Source organism: Mesorhizobium sp. SEMIA396 (genome assembly GCF_024518615.1).
GTDB lineage: Bacteria > Pseudomonadota > Alphaproteobacteria > Rhizobiales > Rhizobiaceae > Mesorhizobium.
In genome coordinates this window covers 780591-801202 of the sequence record NZ_JANIFC010000002.1, presented here as the reverse complement: position 1 = coordinate 801202, position 20612 = coordinate 780591, and the positions used below count along the sequence as shown (strand labels likewise).

Genomic DNA, 20612 nt, shown 5'->3' with positions numbered 1-20612 from the left:
TTTTGCGCCCAAGGCGCATTGCGCATCAGGCCTTGCTTTTGGTGCACGTCGTTATCCCAAAACCGCCGCGCACTTTTAGCGACGTGTCCTACTTCTGGCGCACGCCAAAACTCTGGAATCCCGACCGCATCAGCGGCTTCTTCGACGACAGCACACCGGAATTGACGCCGGTCCAGCCGATCTCGCCGGACAGCTTGCCGTATTCGATCTTGGGGCAGCGGTTCATCACCACCTTGATGCCGGCGGCCTCGGCGCGCGCGGCGGCCTCGTCATGGCGAACGCCAAGCTGCATCCAGATGACTTTCGGCAAGGGATCGAGCCGCAACGCCTCGTCGACGATGCCGGGCACCGCCGCCGGCGCGCGAAAGACATCGACCATGTCGATCGGCTCGGGAATATCGGCGAGCCTCGCATAGGTCATCCGGCCGAGGATCTCCTTGCCGGCCTGGCCAGGATTGATCGGAAACACCGAAAATCCCTTGGCCAGCAGATATTTCAGCACGAAATAGCTTGGCCGCACATCGTTGGCGGACGCGCCGACCATGGCGATGGTCTTCACCGAATTGAGGATGCCGGCGATGTAGGTGTTGTCGTAGCTATCGTGGTTCATGCGGCTTCCTGCGGTAGTGGTATCGGTAAAGTTCACGGCTGAACCCAAGCGAGGCATAGAGAGCGCGAGCCGGCGTGTTGTCGACCACCACCTGCAAGCATGCGGCGTGAACCCCTGCCCGCCGCGCCCAGCCGATGAGGCCGCCGACAGTCTTGCGGCCCAGACCTTGCTGCCTGAAACGGCCATCGGTTTCAACCGATTCCACCACAAGCAGGCCATTGCGGATGACGCCATAGGCCAAGGCGGCAATTTCGCTGTCGCGTTCACAGGATACGAACGCCCGGTCGCCGACGATCAGCCCGGTCATCTCGCGAAAGATGCGGCACTCGGCGTCGTCAAAGGTCCCCATGCGGAACCGCGCCGCGAGCCAGTCCTCGCCCGGCACTTTCGAAACGGTGACCTGCTCATCGCGGACTTCAGCCAGGTCGCCGATCCCGGCATGGAGATGGATCGTGCCGCCTTCCGGCTGGTATCCGCGATGGTCGAGTATGGCTTCGAGCTCGCCGGCGATGTCGGGAACCCGAAACAAGGGCGTCTGGCCGTGGCCGATGTAGAAGGACTCGGCGGCGCCGATGACAGCATCCGGCGCGCCACGCTGGCCGCGCAAGGGATTGGCCGAATTGGTGCGCCGGATCCGTCCGCCGGAGCGCCGCAGGAGCCAGCCATCAAAGATCGCCCCGGTCGCCGCCGGCCAGCCTTCGCGGCATGCCTGCTCGACGCGCCAGTTGAGATCATCGTCGCCGGCGCTCACGCGTCATCCTCCCGCAGCGCTTCCTCCATGAACGCCTGCGGATCGGTACAGAAGTCGCGCATCATGCGAAAATGATCGGTATCGCTGAAATCGGTCGGGTCGAGCCCGAAGCGGCTGATGCGGAACAGCCGCGCGCCGGGACAAGCCATCAGCAGCGGCGAATGCGTCGCCATGATCACTTGCGCGGTGCCCGACTGGTCCATGCGCCGCAGCATCTTGAGCAGCTCGATCTGTCGCGTCGGCGACAGTGCGCTCTCGGGTTCGTCAAGGATGTAGATGCCCTGCCTGCGGCAGCGCTCCTCGAAAAATCGGATAAAGCCCTCGCCATGCGACCAGGACAGGAAGTCCGGCGGCGCCCCGCCAGACTGCAGCGCTGCCTGATCGAGATAGCGGGCCACGGAGTAGAAGGATTCGGCGCGAAAGAACCAGCCGGCGGTGACTTTCGGCAGCCAGTGACCACGGAATGCGTTGGCCAACGCAGCACCACTCTTGTCGATAGCGCTGGAATGGTCGACTGGCATATATCCCTTGCCGCCGCCGGCTTCGTCATAGCCGGCCAGTGCGCCGATCGCCTCGAGCAGCGTCGATTTGCCGGTGCCGTTCTCGCCGACAATGATGGTGATCGGCGTGGTGAATTCGAGTTCGAACTCATGGCCGCGAAACAGCGGTAGATTCCAGGGATATTTCTCCCAGTCCGCCACGCGCTCGGCGTCGAGCAGGATGCGCTTCAGATAGGGAGCCTTTAGCCGCGTCAGCTGCTTGCGATGGGCCATCAGCCAGGTAGCGAAATCGTGCCGTCTTCCGCGATCGGAAAGGCAGGATTGTGCGCCACTTCCCAGACATGCCCGTCGGCGTCGGCGAAATAGCCGTACCAGCCGCCCCAAAAGGCCCGGCCGGCCGGCTTGACGATGCGGCCGCCGGCTTTTTCCGCCCTGGCGAGCACGTCGTCGACTTCGGCGTCGGAACGAGTGTTGTAGGCGAGGTAGACCGCCGATGGCGCCGCGGCGAAGGCGATGCCGGAATCCTCTTCTGCGCTGGCGCGCGGGAACAGGCCGAGGATGACGCCGCCCATCTGGAAGAAGGCGACCCCGTCGGTGATGGCGGCATGCCGCTTCAAGCCCATCTCTTCGTAGAAGCGCACGGCGCGGTCTAGATCATCGGTAGCAATGGTGATGATGGAGATGCGCGGTTCCATGACGTTCTCCTTACTCGTCCTTCCATTCCGGCTTGCGCTTGCCGATGAAGGCGCCGATGCCCTCCTCCGCGTCGCGCGCAAGCATGTTCTCGACCATGATCCGGCCGGTATAGGCATAGGCGTCCGCGAGGCCCATTTCAGCCTGGGCGTAAAAGGCTTCCTTGCCGGTCTTGACCACCAAAGATGATTTGGAAGCAATGGTTTGCGCGTATTTGGTGACGATCTGATTCAGGTATTCGCGCGGCACGACGCGGTTGACCAGGCCGAACTCCTTGGCGGTCGCCGCATCGATCGTCTCTCCGGTCAGCAGCATCTCCATGGCATGCTTGCGCGAAACGTTGCGCGACAGCGCCACCATCGGCGTCGAGCAAAACAGCCCGATATTGACGCCCGGCGTGCAGAAGGTCGCTTCGTGCGAGGCGATCGCCAGATCGCAGCTGGCGACCAGTTGCAGCCCAGCGGCGGTGGCAAGGCCGTCAACCTCGGCGATCACAGGCACGGGATGGCGCACGATGGCCTGCATCAGCGTCGCACAAGCGGCAAACGTCTCTGCGAAGAAGGCCTTGCCATGATCGGCGTCAGTGCGGCGCGCCGTCATTTCCTTGAGATCATGGCCGGCGCAGAACACCTTGCCGGCCGCCGACAAAACGATGACGCGAACGGCCTTGTCGGCCTTGGCGCGCTCGAGTTCGGCCGTCAGCGCCGCCATCACCGCCAGCGACAGCGCGTTGGCTGGCGGATTGGCGAGCGTCAGGCGCAGCACGCCCTTGTCCAGTTGTGCAACAACCGGACCTTCAACGGCGGCAGGCTTGATGGCAAGGATTTCGGCCATGGATAAGGTCTCCGCGATTCCGCCTGGGCTATCTAATACCGGATCAGGTTTCGTCCAACACCGATCGCTTGCGCCAGGGGACGAAGGTTGTCAGAAATGCCGCGCCGCGCCCATACAGGTCGGCCAAAACGAGAGACCGACATGCCCGCCCAAACCAATTTGAAGCCGGTTCTGACCGCGCAACAAGTCAATGCGCTGATGGAGACCGTCTATCCGCAGCTCAACGAGCAGTTCAAATATTTCGAGGCGATCGACGTGTTCCCCGGCGGCTGCACCGTGCGGCTCAACGCCGGCGAGCGGCACCTGCGTCCGGGCGGCACGGTGTCCGGCCCTTCGCTGTTCACGCTGGCCGACATTGGCGGCTACGTCTGCGTGCTCAGCCATGCCGGGCCGGATGCGCTTTCCGTTACCGTCAACCTCGACATCAATTTCGTGCGCAAGGCAGAGGCCGGACCGATCGACGGCCACTGCCGCATCCTGAAGCTGGGCAAGAGCCTGATGGTGTTCGACATCGACATCGTTGCCGGCCCGGACGGGCACACGGTGGCGCACGCCACCGGCACCTATTCGATCCCGCCGAAGCGGAATGGCGATGTGGTAAAATAATACCTTTCACTTAACTTATTGTTTTCGCCGCATTTTGTCAGATATTCTCCTTTTCGCGCGCCTTGACGCGATCACCACCCTCGCCTATAAGCCCTCACGAAGCAGCGGCCCGCAAAGGCCGCCGTTTTGTTATTGGCGGCGGGCAGCGTCCTTCCGACAATCCAAGCAACAAGAAACGCCTTCTCTTATGAAGGTCAGAACCGAGAGCAGAAAACATGACAACCTTTTCGCAGAAGCCTGCGGATGTGGTGAAGAAGTGGATCCTGATCGACGCCGAAGGTCTCGTCGTCGGTCGTCTGGCCACTGTCATCGCCAATCATCTTCGCGGCAAGCACAAGCCGACCTTCACCCCGCATGTCGACGACGGCGACAACGTCATTGTCATCAATGCCGACAAGGTGGTGTTCACCGGCAAGAAGTTCACCGACAAGGTCTATTACTGGCACACCGGCCACCCAGGCGGCATCAAGGAGCGCACCGCGCGCCAGCTGCTCGAGGGTCGTTTCCCCGAGCGTGTCGTCGAGAAGGCCGTTGAGCGCATGGTCCCACGTGGCCCGCTCGGCCGTCGCCAGATGAAGAACCTGCGCGTCTATGCAGGTGCCGAGCATCCGCATGTCGCACAGCAGCCCGTCGTGCTCGACGTGGCCAAGCTGAACGCCAAGAACAAGAAGGTCGCATAAGATGGCTGAGCTTTCCTCGCTCGCAGAACTGGGCGCCGCCACCGGCAACACCAATACCCAGCCGGCAGCCCCCGTCCACGTCCAGAAGCTCGACAAGTCGGGCCGCGCCTATGCCACCGGCAAGCGCAAGAACGCCATTGCGCGCGTCTGGGTGAAGCCGGGTTCCGGCAAGATCATCGTCAACGACAAGGAATTCGCGACCTATTTCGCGCGTCCGGTCCTGCAGATGATCCTCAACCAGCCGATCATCGCCTCCAACCGCGCCGGCCAGTACGACATCGTCGCGACCGTTGTCGGCGGCGGTCTCTCCGGCCAGGCTGGCGCCGTGCGTCACGGCATCTCCAAGGCGCTGACCTATTACGAGCCGACGCTGCGCGCCGTGCTCAAAAAGGGCGGCTTCCTGACCCGCGACAGCCGCGTCGTCGAGCGCAAGAAGTACGGCAAGGCGAAAGCCCGTCGTTCGTTCCAGTTCTCGAAGCGCTAAGCGTTCCGCAGCTTCAGACAATCGAAAAGGCCGCCTCCGGGCGGCCTTTTTGTTTGCGGCTCGGCAGTCACCCCACCCGCGCCTGCGGCGCGACCTCCCCATCGAGGGGAGGTAGAAGAGCGCGACGCCCTACCTCCCCTCGATGGGGAGGTCGGCGCGTAGCGCCGGGTGGGGTGAAGGCGCCGGCATAAACAGGTCAGGCCTTGCCGCCCTTGATATAGTCGATGAACGCCCGCAGCGGGGCCGGCACCAGCCGCCGGCCGGGATAATAGAGGAACGGTCCGGGAAAACTCGGCCACCACGGTTCGAGAATGGGCTCAAGCGCGCCGCTTTCGAAGTAGGGGCGAAGCCAGCCCTCGAAGAGGCCGATGATGCCGGTGCCGGCGATGGCCGCATCGACGGCAAGATCGGTCGCGCCGCCGATCCGCACGATCAGCGGCCCTGTCGGATCGACCCGCACCACCTCACCGTCGCGCTCGAACTCCCAAGGCAGCATCGCACCGCTGGCAAAGCGCCCGCGCACGCAAGAGTGGCCAAGCAGGTCGCTCGGGTGTTGCGGCCGCCCATGACGAGCAAGATAGGCAGGGCTGGCAGCGGTGGCGAAGCGCTGCACGCGCGGTCCGATCGGCACCGCGATCATGTCCTGCTCCAGCCGCTCGTCATAGCGGATGCCGGCGTCACACCCGGCCGCCAGCACATCGACAAAGTTCTCATCGGCGATCACTTCCAGACGGATGCCGGGATAGGCGGCGAGGAAACCCGGCACGATATCCGGCAATATCAGCCGCGCGGCGCTGACCGGCACATTGAGACGCAGCGAACCCGCCGGCCTGTCGCGAAAGCCGTTCACCACATCCAGCGCCGCCTCCACCTCCGACAGCGCCGGGCCGAGCCGCTCCAGCAGGCTGAGGCCCGCCTCGGTCGGGACAACGCTGCGCGTCGTGCGATTGAACAACCTGACACCAAGCTGCGCTTCCAGGCGACGCACCGCCTCACTCAAGCCGGAGGCGCTGCCGCCGCTCGCACGCGCGCCATCGCGAAAACCGCCGGCGCGCGCCACCGCCACGAAGGCGTTCAGGTCACTGAGGTCCATCATTGTTCGCCATTCCGCACGGCCTGTGTGGATTGTACCGGATTATCACGAGGTTGGGCAGCGCCTATCTCTGCCTCCTCAAAGGAGATCAATCATGTCCAATATCCAACAATCCGGCACCTTCGCCCCCGCCACCTTCAAGCTTGGCAGCCGCACCGTGAAGCGGCTCGGCTACGGCGCCATGCAGCTCGCCGGGCCCGGCGTGTTCGGGCCGCCCAAGGACCATGACGCGGCATTGGCCGTGCTGCGCGAGGCGATTGCGCAGGGGATCGACCATATCGATACCAGCGACTTCTACGGCCCGCACGTCACCAACCGGCTGATCCGCGAAGCACTGGCACCCTACCCCGACGATCTCGTCATCGTCACCAAGATCGGTGCGCGGCGCGGGCCCGATGGCTCCTGGCTGCCGGCTTTCTCTCCCGAGGCGCTGACCCAGGCGGTGCACGACAATCTAAGCAATCTTGGGCTCGATGTGCTCGACGTCGTCAACCTGCGCATCATGTTCGATACCCATGGCCCCGCCGAGGGATCGATCGAAGCGCCACTCACCATCCTGGCCGGGCTTCAGCAAAAAGGTTTGGTCAGGCATATCGGGCTGAGCAACGTGACGCCGGCGCAGATCGCCGAAGGGCGCCGTATCGCCGAGATCGTCTGCGTGCAGAATCAGTACAATCTTGCGCATCGCGGCGACGACGCCCTGATCGACGACCTTGCCCGCGACGGCATCGCCTATGTGCCGTTCTTCCCGCTCGGCGGCTTCAACCCGCTGCAATCCTCCACCCTGTCGGACGTCGCAACGCGCCTCGGCGCCACGCCAATGCAGATTGCGCTCGCCTGGCTGCTGCGCCGCGCGCCCAACATCTTGCTGATTCCCGGCACATCGTCGGTCGGACATTTGCGGGAGAACCTCGCTGCGGCTGAACTCAAGCTTTCAGGGGATGTGCTTCAGGAGTTGGATGGGATGGCCAAGGCGGCGTAAGGCGCGACCAGTTTCCCCCTTTGAGGGGGAGATGTCGCCAAAGGCGACAGAGGGGGTCGGCACGACCGGGCGCGACCTCCTGCGGCAGATGAAGGTTGGCGCTCTGTGCGCGGCGACCCCCTCTGGCCTGCCGGCCATCTCCCCCTCAAGGGGGGAGATCGCTGTTCCAGCGGCGAGCCTCTAGTTGATACTCGCCGTATTCGCCGGCTCGGCCGGCCGCGCCTCATTGGCATAAGGCACGCGAAAACCATTCGCCGTCAGCCATACGATGGCTGCCTTCGGCTCGTCCGTCTGGATGATTGTGGCGCCGCGATCGGCCCAAAAACCCCAGACTTCGCGCGGCAGGCTGGCCTGCACCGCCAGTTCGTCGCCGCGGCCGCCGGCAAGGAAGCCGCCCGGCTTGTTGGCGATGGCGTAGGTGTCGGCCCAGATGTGCCAGTTGCCCCTGACCGCGGCCGCGCGCATGCGCATGCTGAACAACGGTCCGCCGGTCTCGGTCAGCGTCTCGGCGCCTGCCCGCCAGTTGATCAGCTCGATTGCGCGCGGCGAAAAGGCATGGCCGACCGTCCGGGCGAAGCCGGCATCACGCACCGCATCATCGGCGATGATCGGCATGAACTGGAAGCCGCCGCCGATAGCGGTCATTGCCGCCTGGACCGTGGTGATCCGGTTCTGGTTCCACAAATTCTCCTTGACGATAACCTGCTCGGCCATGCCGAGATCGCGAGCCACCGCGATCATGCCCGAGAGGTCGCCGACGTCGAGCTTGTTGTCGAGGTTGATGAGGATCCTGTCCCTGGTCGCCATCAGCATCTCGCGCAGCGTCGAGACTGTTTCACCCGTCACCGCACCGGTGCCTTCGACCACCAGCCTGCAGGTCTTCAGTTCGGCCAGGGTGTATTTGACCACCTCGCCCTTGCAGGTGGTGGTGCGGTCGAGCCAGCTGTCATGCATGACGACGAACTCACCGTCCTTCGAGCGCCTGATATCGACCTCGACGATTTCTGCGCCCATGGCGATCGACCCCTCCACGGCGGCAATCGAATTTTCCGCGTAGAGCGTCTTGCCCGCCTGCATGCTGCCGGCGCGATGCGCGGCCACCATGACGTGGTCGCGCCACTGGTTGGCGTGCTCGAAGCGGTCAAGAATCTGCCTGGCGCGGGTCTCGCCGGCCAATGACTGGTCAGAAAAGGCCACAAGTGCCGAGGAAAACAGAAGGCTCAGCCAGATGGTCCGCATCGAGAATCGCTCCTTGCCGGATCGAGATCGGGATAGGCGACCCTCGTGACATCCAGGTGAACGAAGCCGGCTAGCGGTTGTTCGCGGGGAGTGCGCGTCAGATGCGTTTCGAGAGCCGGCGGAACCACGCCATGGCCGGCATCTCGACAAAACGCCAGGTGATCCAGGAGGCGGCAATGGTGGCCGCGAGCATGACGACGATCGCCAATGCTCCCGTCCAGCCGGCGCCGAAGCCGGTGGCAGGCTGGCCGCGCAGCATGAAATCGCCCATCAGGCCGAGGCCGAGCTTGCGCTCGACGAGCCCGGCGATGTTGATCAGGCGCGCCTGGACGAAAATGTGGACCATGTAGATCGAGTAGGACAGCGCGCCGAGCGTCAACATGAACGGGGTTCTCAGCAAGACGCTGATCCAGCCGCCCTCATGGGCGAACAGGAACAGCGCCAGCGCGAACACCAGGGGTGCCGCGATGCCGAAATCATTGCCGCCCGCCAGCGAGACGAAAAGCACGATGACGGTCACCATGACGATTTCGGCAAGGGTCCAGTCCATCCGCGGGCCGCTCCTGGCGAGGGCCTGTCGCGCCCCTGCAATGGAATCATGCTGAAACCAGGCCAGCAAGGCGCCGAGCGAGAAGCCGTACAGGCAACGGATGAAGCCGAAATCGAAGGACACATCCATATGATGATTCGAGAAGCCGAGCAGGAACAGCGGCGCGGTGACGGCGGCGGCGACGAACCATATCCAGGCGCGCGCACCGGCGACGAAGACCACGCCGGCAAACAGGAGATAGGCGAAGAACTCGGCCGAAATGCTCCAGCTTGGCGCATTCCAGGTCAATTGATCCTCGAAACCGACACCCTGGAGCAGAAGAAGATTGGCAAGCAGGCTGCCGAGGTCGAAGCCTCCGCTGAAGGGGGCAGCCCCGGTGCCGTGCAATTGCGGCAGCATCAGCCGCAGCAACTCGAAGCCGGCGAAGGCGGCAAGCATGAGCAGATGCAGCGGGTAGATGCGGCCGAAACGGACCAGTGCGAAGCGCGCGACCTGTTCCGGCTGGTTCAGCCGATCGCCGTAGCTGCTGGCGATGACGAAACCGGAAAGGACGAAGAAAAAATCGACGAACAGGTAGGACGAACCGATGAAGGCGCTTTGCGAAATCGTCGAACCGGTCGGGAAGTGAAACAGCGCCACCAGAAGCGCGCAGATGCCACGCCACGAATCGAGGACCAGGAAGCGTTCACCGGCGACCGTGCCGGTGCGGGTCGACGCCGCGGCACGGGTGGGGTTGAGAAACGCGGTCTGCGTCATGATGATACAATCCTGTCTTGCCGTGGCACTCGGGCAGCGCCATTCCGTCTCGCCAAGCTGTGACTGGCATCTTCCGTGCCGGTTCTGTAGTTGTTGCAACCCGATGAAAAACGAGGATCCGTAATGGCGAACAACAACATCGACAACGCCTTCACCGCCCGTTCCAAAACGGGCGCCGCGTTCGAGCCGACCTACTCCGGCGCGCTGTCGTTCATGCGGCGCAAATACACCAAGGACGTGAAGGGCGCGGATGCTGTGGTGTGGGGTATTCCCTTCGATGCCGCCGTCACCAACCGGCCCGGCGCCCGCTTCGGGCCGCAGGCGATCCGCCGCGCCTCGGCGATCCTCGATAACGACCCGCAATATCCGTTCTCACGCGATTTGTTCGAGCATCTGGCGGTGGTCGACTATGGCGATTGCCTGCTCGATTCGGGCAATCACCAGAAGACACCCGGCACGATCGAACGTGAAGCGGCCAAGATCCTGAAGTCCGGCGCCTTCCTGCTGACGCTCGGCGGCGATCATTTCGTCACCTGGCCGCTGCTCAAGGCGCATGCCGCCGTCCATGGTCCGCTCGCCTTGGTGCAGTTCGACGCCCATCAGGACACCTGGCCGGACGACGGCAAGCGCATCGACCACGGATCCTTCGTCGGCCGTGCCGTCAAGGAAGGCATCATCGACCCCGACCGCTCGATCCAGATCGGCATCCGCACCCATGCACCCGACACGTTCGGCATCAAGATCCTCCATGGCCATGAAATCGAGGAGATGCGGGCGTCCGATATCGCCTACGCCATCGTCGACCGCACCGGCGGCAAGAAGACCTACCTCACCTTCGACATCGACTGCCTCGATCCGGCCTACGCGCCTGGCACAGGCACGCCAGTTGCCGGCGGGCCGTCCTCGGCGAAGATCCTGTCGACGCTGCGCCAACTCAACCAGATCGATATTGTCGGTGCCGACATCGTAGAGGTTGCGCCGGCCTATGATCACGCCGATATAACGGCGATCGCCGGCTCGATGGTGGCCATGCAATATCTCGGCCTGCTGGCTGAGCGAAAGGCCCGGCTTGAAGAGTTGAACAACGGCAACCACAATGGTGCCGCAGTGATTCAAGGTCAGGGCATATAATCTTGAAATATCAGGGAATTTGATCAACCCATGAAACCGAAAATCTTCATCGACGGCGAACACGGCACCACCGGCCTGCAGATCAGGGCGCTGCTTGCCGAGCGCAGTGATCTGGAGATCATGTCCATCCCGACCGAACGCCGCAAGGAAACGGCGGCGCGCGCCGAGTTTCTCAACGCCGCCGATGTCGCGATCCTGTGCCTCCCTGACGACGCGGCGAAGGAAAGCGTCTCGCTGATCGCCAACGACACCACCAAGGTCATCGATGCGTCGACCGCGCATCGCGTGGCGGAAGGCTGGGCGTATGGTTTCGCCGAGATGGACAAGGACCAGGCAAAGGCGATCGCCTCGGCAAAACGCGTCGCCAACCCAGGCTGCTGGCCGCAGGGACCGATCGCCACGCTACGGCCGCTGGTCACGTCAGGCCTGCTGCCGGCGGATTTCCCGATCACCGTCAACGGCATTTCGGGCTATTCGGGCGGCGGACGGCCGATGATCGAGGACTATGTCGCCAAGGGCGAGGAAGCCTCGGAATTCCTGCCCTACGGCCTCACGCTTCAGCACAAGCACGTGCCGGAATTGAGGGCCTATGCCAGGCTGTCGCATGATCCGATCATGCAGCCGGCGGTCGGCAATTTCGCGCAAGGCATGATCACCGTCGTGCCGTTGCAGCTTGGCGGCCTCGACCATGTGCCGACCGGTGCGGAGCTGCATGCGGCGATTGCCGACCATTTCGCCGCCATCAAGGGCGGCGTGGTCGAAGTGGCGCCCTATGCGCATTCGGAGCGCATGCCGGAGATCAATCCCGAGGTCTACAACGGCACCAACCGGATGAAGGTCTATGTCTTTGCCAATGACAAACGGGCGCAGGCCCTGCTGCTGGCGGTCTATGACAATCTTGGCAAGGGTGCCTCCGGTGCCGCCGTGCAGAACATGGACCTGATGCTCGGCCTCTGATGGACACGCCAGCCTTTCCGGCGCGCTGGAAAGTCAGCGCGCCCGAACTCATTGCCGAGACCTTTTCGAGCCGCATCTGGAAGGTTTTGCGCGAAGACGGGTCGCCGGCGATCGTCAAGGCGCTCAAGCCTTTCGACGATGTCGCCGACGAGTTGCGCGGCGAGCATTATCTCGCCTGGCGGAGCGGCGAAGGCGCGGTGCGTCTGCTCGGCCGCGACGGCCACAGCATGCTGCTCGAATACGCCGGTGAAACGCTGCTTCAGCAGGTTCTCGAAGAACAGGGCGACTTTGCCGCGACCGTAATCGCGGCCGAGGTGATGGCGAAACTGTTTTCACAGGGGAAAGACCCCTTCCCGCCCGAACTTCAGCCACTGAGGGAACGGTTCGCCAGCCTGTTCAACAAGGCAAATGCCGATCGCGACGCCGGCCATGAGAGCCTCTATGTCGAGGCCGCCACTATTGCCGACCGGCTGCTGGCCGATCCGCACGATATCAGGCCACTGCATGGCGACCTGCATCACGAGAACATCCTGCACGGACGGCGCGGCTGGCTGGCTATCGATCCGAAGGGCGTGCTCGGCGATCCCGGCTTCGATGCGGCGAACATGTTCTACAACCCGCTCGAGCGGGACGATCTCTGCCTCGACCCCGAGCGGATCGCTGGTATGGCCGGGATTTTTGCCAAAACGCTGGGCCAGACACCACCCGCCATCCTTGATCATGCCATCGCCTATGGTTGCCTCTCGGCGTCATGGCATCATGAGGACGACAATGCGGTCGAGGAGAACCGCGAATTGTCGGTCGTCAAGGCGATCCGGGCGGTACGGGCAAGCTTCTGATCCGGACCCGGTAGATCAGCTCAAGATCAGCCCCTGAGCGCTATTCCCGCCGGCAAGGGACAAGCACCCTTGGTGCCGCGCCAATGGGCGGCTGCAAACCCCAGGACGACGAGCGCAAATCCCTGATGGGTCAGCGCCAAATGCAGCGGCACATGCATCAGCAGCGTGCCGATACCGATCGAAGCTTGGACCAGCACCAGTAGAAACAGCAGCGTCGCGCGCCGCGCATGCGTTGTTTCAGGCAGCCGCCGGCGCGTGGCGATCATGTGCCACAAGGCCACGACGAAAACCGTGTAGGCGCCAAGCCGATGGACGAACTGCACCGTCTTCGGGCTCTCGAAGAAGTTGCGCCATGCCGGCTCGAGGATCAGCAGATCGCCAGGGATGATCTTGCCGTCCATCAACGGCCAGGTGTTGTAGCTCAGGCCCGCATCGAGCCCGGCTACCAGGCCGCCGAGATAGATCTGGATCAGCGCCAGCAGCACGATGAAGCCGGCCAGCCTCTGCGTCGACCGATCGGCGGCGGGTTCGGAATGCGGCGCCAATCCTCGCGCGACCACCATGGTGGCGGTGAAGATCAGCGCGGCGAGTGTCAAGTGGGTCGCCAGCCGGTACTGGCTGACGGAGACCCGGTCGACCAATCCTGAAGCCACCATCCACCAGCCGATGGCGCCTTGCAGGCCGCCGAGCAGGAGAATGCCCACCAGCTTCGCTCCCAGGCCGCGCTCGATGCGGCGCGTCGCCCAGAAGAACAGCAGCGGCAGGGCAAAGACCAGGCCGACGCTGCGCGCCAGGATGCGGTGCGCCCATTCCCACCAGAAGATCGACTTGAACGCCTCGATGCTCATGCCCTTGTTGAGCTCGGCATATTGCGGGATCTGCTGATAGAGCTGGAATTCCTCTTGCCACTCGGCATCGTTGAGCGGCGGGATCACGCCGTGGATCGGCTTCCACTGCGTAATCGACAGGCCGGAATCGGTGAGCCTGGTGGCGCCGCCGACCAGCACCAGCGCAAACAGCACCAGAAGCACCACATAGAGCCAGCCGCGCAGCAGCGCCCGGTTATGCAGGTCGCGGTCGCGGGCGACGTATGGCGCGGCAGCTGATATGGCAGCCATGATCTTGTCCCGGCAGGTTGATTTGGCGGATTGGTGGACCATCGCACCCGTGCTGGCAAGACCATACGGCGCGGCACGCCGTCGCGCCGCGTCTCACCGGTTGCACAGTCTCGCCTCAAGGCCTATGCGAGGCCGATACCCCATGAGCCTGCCAGGCCTCTTGTGCGAATTCCGGCATGCTCGATCAGGAGACCAGCCATGCCCCTGCGCCTGAAAAAGCTGATCGGAATGTTTCTGCTGGTGGCGCTGGTCATCATCTATGCGCTGGTCGCATCGATCTTCGCGGTCGCCCGGCTGTCGGAGTCGGGTCCGTGGGTGCATTTCCTGTTCTTCCTGCTCAGCGGCCTGCTGTGGGTGCTGCCGGCGATGGGCATCATCAAATGGTTGATGCTGGAGCCGAGGGCCAAGCGCTAGGCGAAACCGCCAGCGTTAGATGGTGACAACCATCTTGCCGGCGTTGGCGAGCGGCGTCGTCACGCCCGACAGCATGGTGCGGATGTGGGCGAGGCTCTGGTAGCGGCCGTTGACGGAAATGCGCGGCAAGGCGTGCAGGAACCCGGCATGCTCGGCGCGCAGCACGCCGTGGCGCGTCGTCACGGCGGAGATATAGCCTGCATCGCGGGCAAAACCCACTTCGCGGCAGCCGACAGCGCTGGCATAGCCATAGGGATAAGCGAAATGGCGGGGCATTTCGCCCAGTTCGGCCTGCAACATGGCGCGCACGGCGCCAACCTCGTGCCGGGCATCGGCTTCGGAGAGCCGCTTCAGATTGCTGTGGTTGATCGTATGGGCGCCGATCGTCACCAGCGGATGCGCGGCGATGCGACGGATTTCATCCCAGCTCATCAATGTGCGCAAGCGTGGGCCGTCGGCGTCGATGCCGTTTGCGCGAGCCAGGTCACGCAACACGGCCTGCAGGTCCTCCTCGCGGATTTCCGAGGTGAGATAGGCGTGCAGGCGTGCATTGGCCTGCAGCTTCTTCGCGGGGGTCGAGCAATCGATCGCCAGCGGACCATTCGGCCGCGTCAGCGTCAAGGTATCGCGCGCGTTGACGATGTCCTCGACAACGTCCCACCACAGGTCTGCTGTGCCGTTGATCAGCCCGGGTGCGACATAGATGGTGATCGGCGCGCCATGCTTCTCCAACACCGGCAGCGCCTCGACCATGTTGTCGCGATAGGCGTCGTCGGCGGTGATGGTGGCAAACTGACCGCCCTTGCCGCCTGCCTTGATGCGCTCAACGGCTTCGTCCATGGAGACGAAGGCATAGCCATGCGCCTTCATGTCGGCGATCATGGCGTCAAGGAAGCCGGGCGCGATATTCAGATGCCGGTTGACGCTGTCCGGCTTTTCCGGCGTCGCGGTAACACGGTGCAGCATCAGGATGGCGCCGATGCCGCCGATGAACGGCTTGGCCAGCGGTGCAAGGCCGGTATAGCGGGCGACGTTCAGCGCCAGTTTCCGGATTGCCTCCCCGCCGTCGATCATTCATTCACCTTTTGCGCCTAGGCTGATCCAAGCACGGAATGCGCCTATGCGAACCCCCAAATCGCGATCAATACGTCCTAAGGATTGAGGTATGGTTGACGCAACCGCGTCATTTGACGGCAATCGGCTTGCGGCGACCGAGGCATCGTCGCGCGCCTTGCCACGGGACCATGCCGGCCTGTCGATTTCAGTGGCGTCCACGGACGGACTCGCGGCCTATGCCGAGTTCTGCCGCTCGGCCCTGTTTGGGCCGGCGCAGAGTGCTGCCTGGGTCCAGAACTGGGCGACCGAGACACGACCGGACCTGCTCGTCGCGACGCTGAGTGCCGAGGGCAAACCGGTTTTCTCGCTGGCGCTGGAGGTTGCCGCCAGGGGGCCGTTCCGGATCGCCCGCTTCATGGGTGGGCGCCACGCCAACGGCAACTTCGTCGCCGCGGACCCGAACTGGCTGGCCAAAGCGGATATACCGGCCCTCCGATCGGTGCTGGCGGCCATCGCCAAGGCACGCCCGGACATCGATCTGGTCGCGCTCGAGCGGTTGCTGCCCGATCTCGACGGCGTCGCCAATCCGCTCGCATCGCTTGAGCATTTTTCCAGCCCCAACCTGTCGCTGGCCGTCGATCTCGCCGGCGGCTTCGATGCGCTGCTTTCCCGCGCCAGCGGCAAACGCAAACGCAAGAAGCACCGGTCGCAGATCCGGAAATTCGAGGCCGTAGGCAGCTATCGGCGCATCGGGGCCCGCACCCCCGACGAGGTGGGCAGGCTGCTCGACGCCTTCTTCGAGATGAAGGAACTCCGCTTCCGCAAGATGGGCATCGCCAATGTTTTTGGCGACGCACAGGTACGCGGCTTCTTCCGCGCGCTGTTCATGCAGGCGCTTGCCGAGGACAGGCCTTCCTTCGTGCTGCACGGGCTCGAGGTTGCCGGCAAGCTGCGCGCCATCACCGGTTCAAGCCGCTTGGGCAAACGCCTGATCTGCGAATTCGGAGCGATCGCCGAGGACGATCTTGGGCACGCCAGCCCCGGCGACTTCCTGTTCTTCGACAACATCCAGGAAGCCTGCGAGACCGGTTTCGAGGTCTATGACTTTTCGGTCGGAGATGAGCCTTACAAGCGGCTGTGGTGCGATATCGAAACGCGGCATTTCGAAGTGCTGGTCCCCTTGACCGTGAAGGGCCGCATGCTGGCGCTGACGCTTCGGCAAGGCGCACGGCTGAAGGCCTTCGTCAAGAACAGCCCGACGATCTGGAAGCTGACCAAAGTGCTGCGCCGCAAAGCCGCCGGCCAGGCAGCGCCCGCGGAAGAAGATAGCTGACGCCATGAAGCCGATCATCCGCACACTGTCCCTGCAGGAACTGGCGCTTCTCGTCGACTGGGCGGCCGCGGAAGGCTGGAACCCAGGTCATGAAGACCCGGCGATGTTCCAGGCCGCGGACCCCGAAGGCTTCATCGGCGCCTTTGTCGGCGACGACATGGTCGCGGCAATTTCGGCCGTGGCCTATGGAAGCGAATTCGGTTTCATCGGCCTCTACATCTGCCGGCCTGACATGCGCGGCATGAGCTACGGCAAGGCCGTGTGGGACGCCGGCATGAAAAGGCTCTCGGGCCGGACTGTCGGCCTCGACGGCGTCGCCGAGCAGCAGGCCAATTACCGGCGCAAGGGCTTCGCGCCGGCCTATGAGACCATCCGCTTCACCGGGCGCATGGCAGGCCAGCCGGTCAGGGCCGATGGGTTGCGGATGATTACGACGCAGCTCCTGTCCGGCATCGTCGCCTATGACGCCCATTGCTTTCCGGCGCCCCGAGGCACCTTTCTGAAGCGATGGCTGCAGGAGCCGCATCATGGGCTAGCGGCGATCGGTTCGCGCGGCGTGACCGGTTTTGGCGTGGCGCGCCGCTGTCGATCCGGCTTCAAGATCGGCCCGCTGTTTGCCGACGACACGGAGATCGCTTTGCAACTCCTGGAGGGGCTGGCCGGTGCCTGCGAGGGCGGCGAGCTGCACATCGACGTCCCCGCCGATAACGCCGGCTTCATAACTGCGCTCGATGCGGCCGGCTTTGCGCCGACCTTCACCACCACGCGCATGTACAAGGGGCCTGCCCCGGAATTGGACCTGCGAAGGGTGTTCGGCGTAACGACGCTTGAACTGGGATAGATCGGGCGAACCGCAGAACGGCCCCGCCGGCGATCCGGGGCTCCCCTCAGGCAGCGGCAGTGCGCCTTCTCGGCACCGGATTGCCGGGCGGTTCGTGGCCGAGCGGCGTCACCAGCGTCAGGTCGGGGTAGCCGTTCTCGATCAGCTTGACCGCAGCCTGCGTCACCTCATCGTCGGCCTCCAGCATGGAGAGAAAGACCTCGGTGGCATCGCCGGTCAGGCGGCCGATGCCTTGTGCGTCGGCCGGTCCGCACTCGACCACGACCAGGTCGTAGGCTGTCGTCAGCGACTGCATGATGATCGGCAGCCGGTCGGCGGCACGCATGGCACGAACCGGATCGGCGGTTCCGACCGGGATGACGTGACAGTCCGAGTAGAGATCGGCATGGATGACGTCACTGAACTGCGCTTCCGAAGCGAGCAGGTTGGTGATGCCGGGGAAAAGCCCGCTGTCCAGCATCGGCCGCGAGGCGGCCCCCGACGCGGTGAGGTCCAGCAACAGCACGCGCAGCCCGGCGTCGGCGACCTCGCGCGCCACCAGGATCGCGGATGCAGCCGCCTCGTCGCCTTCCGGCGAGACGAATATGGCGCGCGCCGCACCGCTGGAGATCAGCTTTTCGGCAGCCTTCTCGATATCGATCTCGCCCAGGGTGGAACGCGCCGGTTCGGGCTCGACAGCCGTCTGCTCTGTCGCCGTCGTATCGGGCATTGCGACCACATCCGGTGCCTCGGCCATGGCCGGCATCGCGGCGGCATAGGGCTCCGCTTCATCCGCACGTTCAGGCAGCTCCTGGCCAACCAAGGAGTCCTGCAGGACGGCAGGCTCGTGGCGGACAAATGGCTTGGCGACCGGCGCCTGCGCCACATGGGGCATCGCGACCTCATCGATCCGTTCAAAACGGGAACCGCTCGCCGGTCGCATCGCGCGACCTGAAAACAGCTCCCGCAGAAGCGTCACGATGGCCATGATCAGCAGCGATGCGGCGAAAGCCGCGCCGACGATCGGCCCGACCTTCGGGAAGTAGGCCTCGGAGGGAACCGAAGCCTTCGAGGCGATCCGCGCGTCGACCGGCAGATAGTTGCGATCCTGGCGCGAAGCGGCTTCGCGGTAGTTGGTCAGGTACAGTTCGAGTTGCTGTCGCTTGGCGGTCGCGTCGCGCTGCAGTGCGTCGAGATCGACCTGTTGTTCGCCGGCCTGCGCCGAAGCGGCTTTCAATGTGTTGACGTCGGCGACAAGCTGGTTCTCGCGGGCCTTTGCCGTCTCGGCCTGCATCAACAGGCCTTTCATGATCTTCTGGGCCTCGCTGCGAATCTGTGCGTCGAGATCGGACAGTTGCGATTTCAGCGCGCGAATGCGCGGATGATTGCCAAGCAGTGTCGTCGACAGATCGGCGATGTTGGAGCGCAATTCGACCTGTCGCTCACGCAAGCGCTGGATCAGGTCCGACGACAGAACCTCCGGCACGGCATCCAGCGAACCGCCATTCTGCAGCGCCCTGCGCACACCGTCGGCGGTCGCTTCGGCCGCGGCGCGGTTGGCGCGCACTTTCGACAGTTCGCTCGACAGTTCCGAAAGCTGCTGGGTGGCCAGCACCGAATTGTTGCCACCCATCAGGAGATCGGACTGGGCGCGATAGGCGGCGACCTTCGCCTCGGCATCCTTGACCTGCCGCTGCAGGTCGGCGATCTCGGGCGCCAGGAAGTCTGCCGCGGCGCTGTTCGATTCGAGCTTGGCCGCCCCTTGCCCCGCTATATAGGCGGCGGCGATGGCGTCCGGTACGGCGGCCGCGAGCTTGGGATCTTCCGATGAGAACTCGACGGCAATGATGCGGGTCTTCTCGACGCCATAGACGTTGAGCTTCTCGTGCATTTTCTTGAGCACGCGCTCTTCCGTCGGAATTTCCATCGGGTCGCTTTTCAGCCCGACCAGGACCAGAGCGCGGCTCACCGCCGACATGTCGAGCGCTTCATTGAACTCGGGCAGTTTTTCCAGACCAAGCTTTTGCGAGACCTGCTTGAGGATTTCGTTGGAGGAAATGATCTGGACCTGGGTGGCGACGCCCTGTTCGTCGAGAATAGGCTTGTCGGTGTCATTGTTGTTGCTGGCCGGCCGCGTGTAGATGGATTCGCGCGGCGCGATCTCCACCTGCGTCTCGGCCTTGTAGTGCCGGGTTGCCAGCGAGGCGAAAGCGAAGGCCAGCCCGGTTGCCAACAGGACGACGAGGACTATACGCAGCCAGTTCCTCGCCAGACTGGCGAAGAGCTGCCTGAGATCGACATCGACATCTGCGGCCGCGGACTGAACGGACATGCATCCCTACTCCGATACTGGGTCAGCACGCACCGTAAACAACTATGGTAACTCAGCCGTTAAGATCGTGGTAAGTTTCCGTTAGGGTTTACTGGCGGGCGGCAAACAAAACCGCCAAGAATCACAAAAACTCTTGCCGATGCGCCACGTGTCGGCCGCTCCCTTTACCGGCCATTAACCCTAACAGGATGATAACGGGCCTCGATCCCTGATGTTTGCTGCGACGCCGCAGCGGCCCAGTCGAAGGTACTTGTCCGGTCATGAAAAGCACTGCTTCCCTGTTTCGCGCGCTGCTTGCCGTATCGATGCTGGCTGGCTGTTCCAGCTACCGGCCGACGCCGGCCGCCTTCCATGAGGTGCTCGATCAGCCCTACCGTCTTGGCGCCGGCGACCGCGTCCGCGTGACCGTGTTCGAGCAGGACGGGCTGACCAACACCTACAGTGTCGATCAATCCGGCTATCTCTCCTTCCCGCTTGTCGGCGCCATACCGGCGCGCGGCCACACCGCGCAGCAGATGGAAAAGGAGATCGCCGACAAATTGCGGCAAGGCTATCTGCGCGATCCCGACGTTTCGGTCGAGATCGACCGCTACCGGCCGATCTTCGTCATGGGCGAAGTGGGTGCCGCCGGCCAATATTCCTATGTTCCCGGCCTGACGGTGCAGAAGGCGATCGCCATTGCCGGCGGCTTTACGCCGCGCGCCAACCAGGAAAGCGTCGACATCACCCGCGACATCAACGGCAAGGTGATGACCGGCCGCGTGGTCACCTCCGACCCGCTGCTGCCGGGCGATACGGTCTACGTCCGCGAACGTCTGTTCTGACAGACACCAC

General features: G+C 63.8%; 22 protein-coding genes. 11 read left to right on the top strand and 11 right to left on the bottom strand.

Going from position 1 to position 20612, the window contains the following annotated elements; all coding sequences use genetic code 11:
* Window positions 1-88: 88 nt before the first annotated feature.
* The 5 genes from NP503_RS08870 to NP503_RS08850 are packed head-to-tail and all read right to left on the bottom strand — an operon-like array spanning window position 89 to window position 3388.
* A complete protein-coding gene (locus NP503_RS08870) occupies window positions 89-610 on the bottom strand; it encodes a CoA-binding protein (protein WP_127269926.1) in 522 nt (173 codons plus the stop codon).
* On the bottom strand, window positions 597-1361 hold the full coding sequence (locus NP503_RS33390) for a GNAT family N-acetyltransferase (RefSeq protein WP_127268570.1): 765 nt from the start codon (window positions 1359-1361) through the stop codon (window positions 597-599). Before NP503_RS33390 ends, NP503_RS08870 begins: the two co-directional genes overlap by 14 nt.
* Window positions 1358-2134: an AAA family ATPase gene (locus tag NP503_RS08860; RefSeq protein WP_127268569.1), complete on the bottom strand. Its 777-nt coding sequence runs from the start codon at window positions 2132-2134 to the stop codon at window positions 1358-1360. The genes NP503_RS33390 and NP503_RS08860 overlap by 4 nt, the downstream gene beginning before the upstream one ends.
* Entirely contained in the window at window positions 2134-2556 is a 423-nt protein-coding gene (locus NP503_RS08855; RefSeq protein ID WP_127268568.1) for a VOC family protein, read from the bottom strand. Before NP503_RS08855 ends, NP503_RS08860 begins: the two co-directional genes overlap by 1 nt.
* A 10-nt stretch (window positions 2557-2566) precedes the next feature.
* Window positions 2567-3388, bottom strand: coding sequence for an enoyl-CoA hydratase (locus NP503_RS08850; RefSeq protein WP_127268567.1), 822 nt, complete (start codon window positions 3386-3388; stop codon window positions 2567-2569).
* A 141-nt stretch (window positions 3389-3529) separates the two neighbouring features.
* Between NP503_RS08850 and NP503_RS08845 the strand changes: the two genes are divergently transcribed.
* The 3 genes from NP503_RS08845 to rpsI all read left to right on the top strand — a co-directional run bounded on the left by NP503_RS08845 (window position 3530) and on the right by rpsI (window position 5158).
* Window positions 3530-3994 (top strand): PaaI family thioesterase, encoded by a 465-nt coding sequence (locus NP503_RS08845; protein ID WP_027162402.1) that lies wholly within the window; start codon window positions 3530-3532, stop codon window positions 3992-3994.
* A 215-nt stretch (window positions 3995-4209) separates the two neighbouring features.
* The gene (rplM, locus tag NP503_RS08840; RefSeq protein WP_013532205.1) at window positions 4210-4674 is read left to right on the top strand and encodes a 50S ribosomal protein L13; all 465 of its coding nucleotides are present in this window, start codon (window positions 4210-4212) and stop codon (window positions 4672-4674) included.
* A gap of 1 nt (window position 4675) precedes the next feature.
* Window positions 4676-5158, top strand: a complete 483-nt coding sequence (rpsI, locus tag NP503_RS08835) for a 30S ribosomal protein S9 (protein ID WP_023810272.1) — start codon at window positions 4676-4678, stop codon at window positions 5156-5158.
* A gap of 196 nt (window positions 5159-5354) precedes the next feature.
* Here the strand turns inward: rpsI and NP503_RS08830 are convergent, their stop codons facing one another.
* Window positions 5355-6254, bottom strand: coding sequence for a LysR family transcriptional regulator (locus NP503_RS08830; protein ID WP_127268566.1), 900 nt, complete (start codon window positions 6252-6254; stop codon window positions 5355-5357).
* A 91-nt stretch (window positions 6255-6345) separates the two neighbouring features.
* Between NP503_RS08830 and NP503_RS08825 the strand changes: the two genes are divergently transcribed.
* Window positions 6346-7233: an aldo/keto reductase family oxidoreductase gene (locus NP503_RS08825; protein WP_127268565.1), complete on the top strand. Its 888-nt coding sequence runs from the start codon at window positions 6346-6348 to the stop codon at window positions 7231-7233.
* Window positions 7234-7413: 180 nt separating this feature from the next.
* Here the strand turns inward: NP503_RS08825 and NP503_RS08820 are convergent, their stop codons facing one another.
* Both NP503_RS08820 and NP503_RS08815 read right to left on the bottom strand, forming a co-directional pair.
* The gene (locus NP503_RS08820) at window positions 7414-8472 is read right to left on the bottom strand and encodes a glycerophosphodiester phosphodiesterase family protein (protein WP_127269924.1); all 1059 of its coding nucleotides are present in this window, start codon (window positions 8470-8472) and stop codon (window positions 7414-7416) included.
* Between the two features lie 97 nt (window positions 8473-8569).
* Window positions 8570-9778 carry an acyltransferase gene (locus NP503_RS08815; protein WP_127269615.1) on the bottom strand — a complete coding sequence of 403 codons (1209 nt, stop codon included), beginning with the start codon at window positions 9776-9778 and terminating at the stop codon, window positions 8570-8572.
* Between the two features lie 123 nt (window positions 9779-9901).
* Here NP503_RS08815 and speB point away from each other — a divergent pair, with 123 nt between their 5' ends.
* The 3 genes from speB to NP503_RS08800 are packed head-to-tail and all read left to right on the top strand — an operon-like array spanning window position 9902 to window position 12705.
* Complete coding sequence (gene speB, locus NP503_RS08810; protein ID WP_127269614.1) at window positions 9902-10909, top strand: agmatinase; 1008 nt, start codon at window positions 9902-9904, stop codon at window positions 10907-10909.
* Between the two features lie 30 nt (window positions 10910-10939).
* Complete coding sequence (gene argC, locus NP503_RS08805; RefSeq protein ID WP_127269613.1) at window positions 10940-11866, top strand: N-acetyl-gamma-glutamyl-phosphate reductase; 927 nt, start codon at window positions 10940-10942, stop codon at window positions 11864-11866.
* Window positions 11863-12705, top strand: a complete 843-nt coding sequence (locus NP503_RS08800) for an aminoglycoside phosphotransferase family protein (RefSeq protein WP_206517161.1) — start codon at window positions 11863-11865, stop codon at window positions 12703-12705. The genes argC and NP503_RS08800 overlap by 4 nt, the downstream gene beginning before the upstream one ends.
* A gap of 26 nt (window positions 12706-12731) precedes the next feature.
* Here the strand turns inward: NP503_RS08800 and NP503_RS08795 are convergent, their stop codons facing one another.
* Window positions 12732-13823 (bottom strand): COX15/CtaA family protein, encoded by a 1092-nt coding sequence (locus NP503_RS08795; protein WP_127267071.1) that lies wholly within the window; start codon window positions 13821-13823, stop codon window positions 12732-12734.
* Between the two features lie 198 nt (window positions 13824-14021).
* Between NP503_RS08795 and NP503_RS08790 the strand changes: the two genes are divergently transcribed.
* On the top strand, window positions 14022-14237 hold the full coding sequence (locus tag NP503_RS08790; RefSeq protein ID WP_013532215.1) for a DUF2842 domain-containing protein: 216 nt from the start codon (window positions 14022-14024) through the stop codon (window positions 14235-14237).
* A gap of 15 nt (window positions 14238-14252) precedes the next feature.
* Here the strand turns inward: NP503_RS08790 and NP503_RS08785 are convergent, their stop codons facing one another.
* Window positions 14253-15311, bottom strand: a complete 1059-nt coding sequence (locus tag NP503_RS08785) for a polysaccharide deacetylase family protein (protein ID WP_127267070.1) — start codon at window positions 15309-15311, stop codon at window positions 14253-14255.
* Between the two features lie 91 nt (window positions 15312-15402).
* Between NP503_RS08785 and NP503_RS08780 the strand changes: the two genes are divergently transcribed.
* Both NP503_RS08780 and NP503_RS08775 read left to right on the top strand, forming a co-directional pair.
* The gene (locus NP503_RS08780) at window positions 15403-16626 is read left to right on the top strand and encodes a GNAT family N-acetyltransferase (RefSeq protein ID WP_127267069.1); all 1224 of its coding nucleotides are present in this window, start codon (window positions 15403-15405) and stop codon (window positions 16624-16626) included.
* A gap of 4 nt (window positions 16627-16630) precedes the next feature.
* A complete protein-coding gene (locus NP503_RS08775; protein ID WP_127267068.1) occupies window positions 16631-17467 on the top strand; it encodes a GNAT family N-acetyltransferase in 837 nt (278 codons plus the stop codon).
* A gap of 46 nt (window positions 17468-17513) precedes the next feature.
* On the opposite strand, the gene NP503_RS08770 is transcribed toward NP503_RS08775, so the two are convergent.
* Window positions 17514-19778 (bottom strand): exopolysaccharide transport family protein, encoded by a 2265-nt coding sequence (locus NP503_RS08770; protein ID WP_127267067.1) that lies wholly within the window; start codon window positions 19776-19778, stop codon window positions 17514-17516.
* 260 nt (window positions 19779-20038) lie between these two features.
* Between NP503_RS08770 and NP503_RS08765 the strand changes: the two genes are divergently transcribed.
* Window positions 20039-20602, top strand: a complete 564-nt coding sequence (locus NP503_RS08765; protein WP_013532220.1) for a polysaccharide biosynthesis/export family protein — start codon at window positions 20039-20041, stop codon at window positions 20600-20602.
* Window positions 20603-20612 lie beyond the last annotated feature (10 nt).

Coding starts and splice junctions, on each gene's coding strand:
- NP503_RS08870 (WP_127269926.1), bottom strand. CDS start 610: ATGAACCACGATAGCTACGACAACACCTACATCGCCGGCATCCTCAAT.
- NP503_RS08860 (WP_127268569.1), bottom strand. CDS start 2,134: ATGGCCCATCGCAAGCAGCTGACGCGGCTAAAGGCTCCCTATCTGAAG.
- NP503_RS08855 (WP_127268568.1), bottom strand. CDS start 2,556: ATGGAACCGCGCATCTCCATCATCACCATTGCTACCGATGATCTAGAC.
- NP503_RS08850 (WP_127268567.1), bottom strand. CDS start 3,388: ATGGCCGAAATCCTTGCCATCAAGCCTGCCGCCGTTGAAGGTCCGGTT.
- NP503_RS08845 (WP_027162402.1), top strand. CDS start 3,530: ATGCCCGCCCAAACCAATTTGAAGCCGGTTCTGACCGCGCAACAAGTC.
- rplM (WP_013532205.1), top strand. CDS start 4,210: ATGACAACCTTTTCGCAGAAGCCTGCGGATGTGGTGAAGAAGTGGATC.
- rpsI (WP_023810272.1), top strand. CDS start 4,676: ATGGCTGAGCTTTCCTCGCTCGCAGAACTGGGCGCCGCCACCGGCAAC.
- NP503_RS08830 (WP_127268566.1), bottom strand. CDS start 6,254: ATGATGGACCTCAGTGACCTGAACGCCTTCGTGGCGGTGGCGCGCGCC.
- NP503_RS08825 (WP_127268565.1), top strand. CDS start 6,346: ATGTCCAATATCCAACAATCCGGCACCTTCGCCCCCGCCACCTTCAAG.
- NP503_RS08820 (WP_127269924.1), bottom strand. CDS start 8,472: ATGCGGACCATCTGGCTGAGCCTTCTGTTTTCCTCGGCACTTGTGGCC.
- NP503_RS08815 (WP_127269615.1), bottom strand. CDS start 9,778: ATGACGCAGACCGCGTTTCTCAACCCCACCCGTGCCGCGGCGTCGACC.
- speB (WP_127269614.1), top strand. CDS start 9,902: ATGGCGAACAACAACATCGACAACGCCTTCACCGCCCGTTCCAAAACG.
- argC (WP_127269613.1), top strand. CDS start 10,940: ATGAAACCGAAAATCTTCATCGACGGCGAACACGGCACCACCGGCCTG.
- NP503_RS08795 (WP_127267071.1), bottom strand. CDS start 13,823: ATGGCTGCCATATCAGCTGCCGCGCCATACGTCGCCCGCGACCGCGAC.
- NP503_RS08790 (WP_013532215.1), top strand. CDS start 14,022: ATGCCCCTGCGCCTGAAAAAGCTGATCGGAATGTTTCTGCTGGTGGCG.
- NP503_RS08785 (WP_127267070.1), bottom strand. CDS start 15,311: ATGATCGACGGCGGGGAGGCAATCCGGAAACTGGCGCTGAACGTCGCC.
- NP503_RS08780 (WP_127267069.1), top strand. CDS start 15,403: ATGGTTGACGCAACCGCGTCATTTGACGGCAATCGGCTTGCGGCGACC.
- NP503_RS08775 (WP_127267068.1), top strand. CDS start 16,631: ATGAAGCCGATCATCCGCACACTGTCCCTGCAGGAACTGGCGCTTCTC.
- NP503_RS08770 (WP_127267067.1), bottom strand. CDS start 19,778: ATGTCCGTTCAGTCCGCGGCCGCAGATGTCGATGTCGATCTCAGGCAG.
- NP503_RS08765 (WP_013532220.1), top strand. CDS start 20,039: ATGAAAAGCACTGCTTCCCTGTTTCGCGCGCTGCTTGCCGTATCGATG.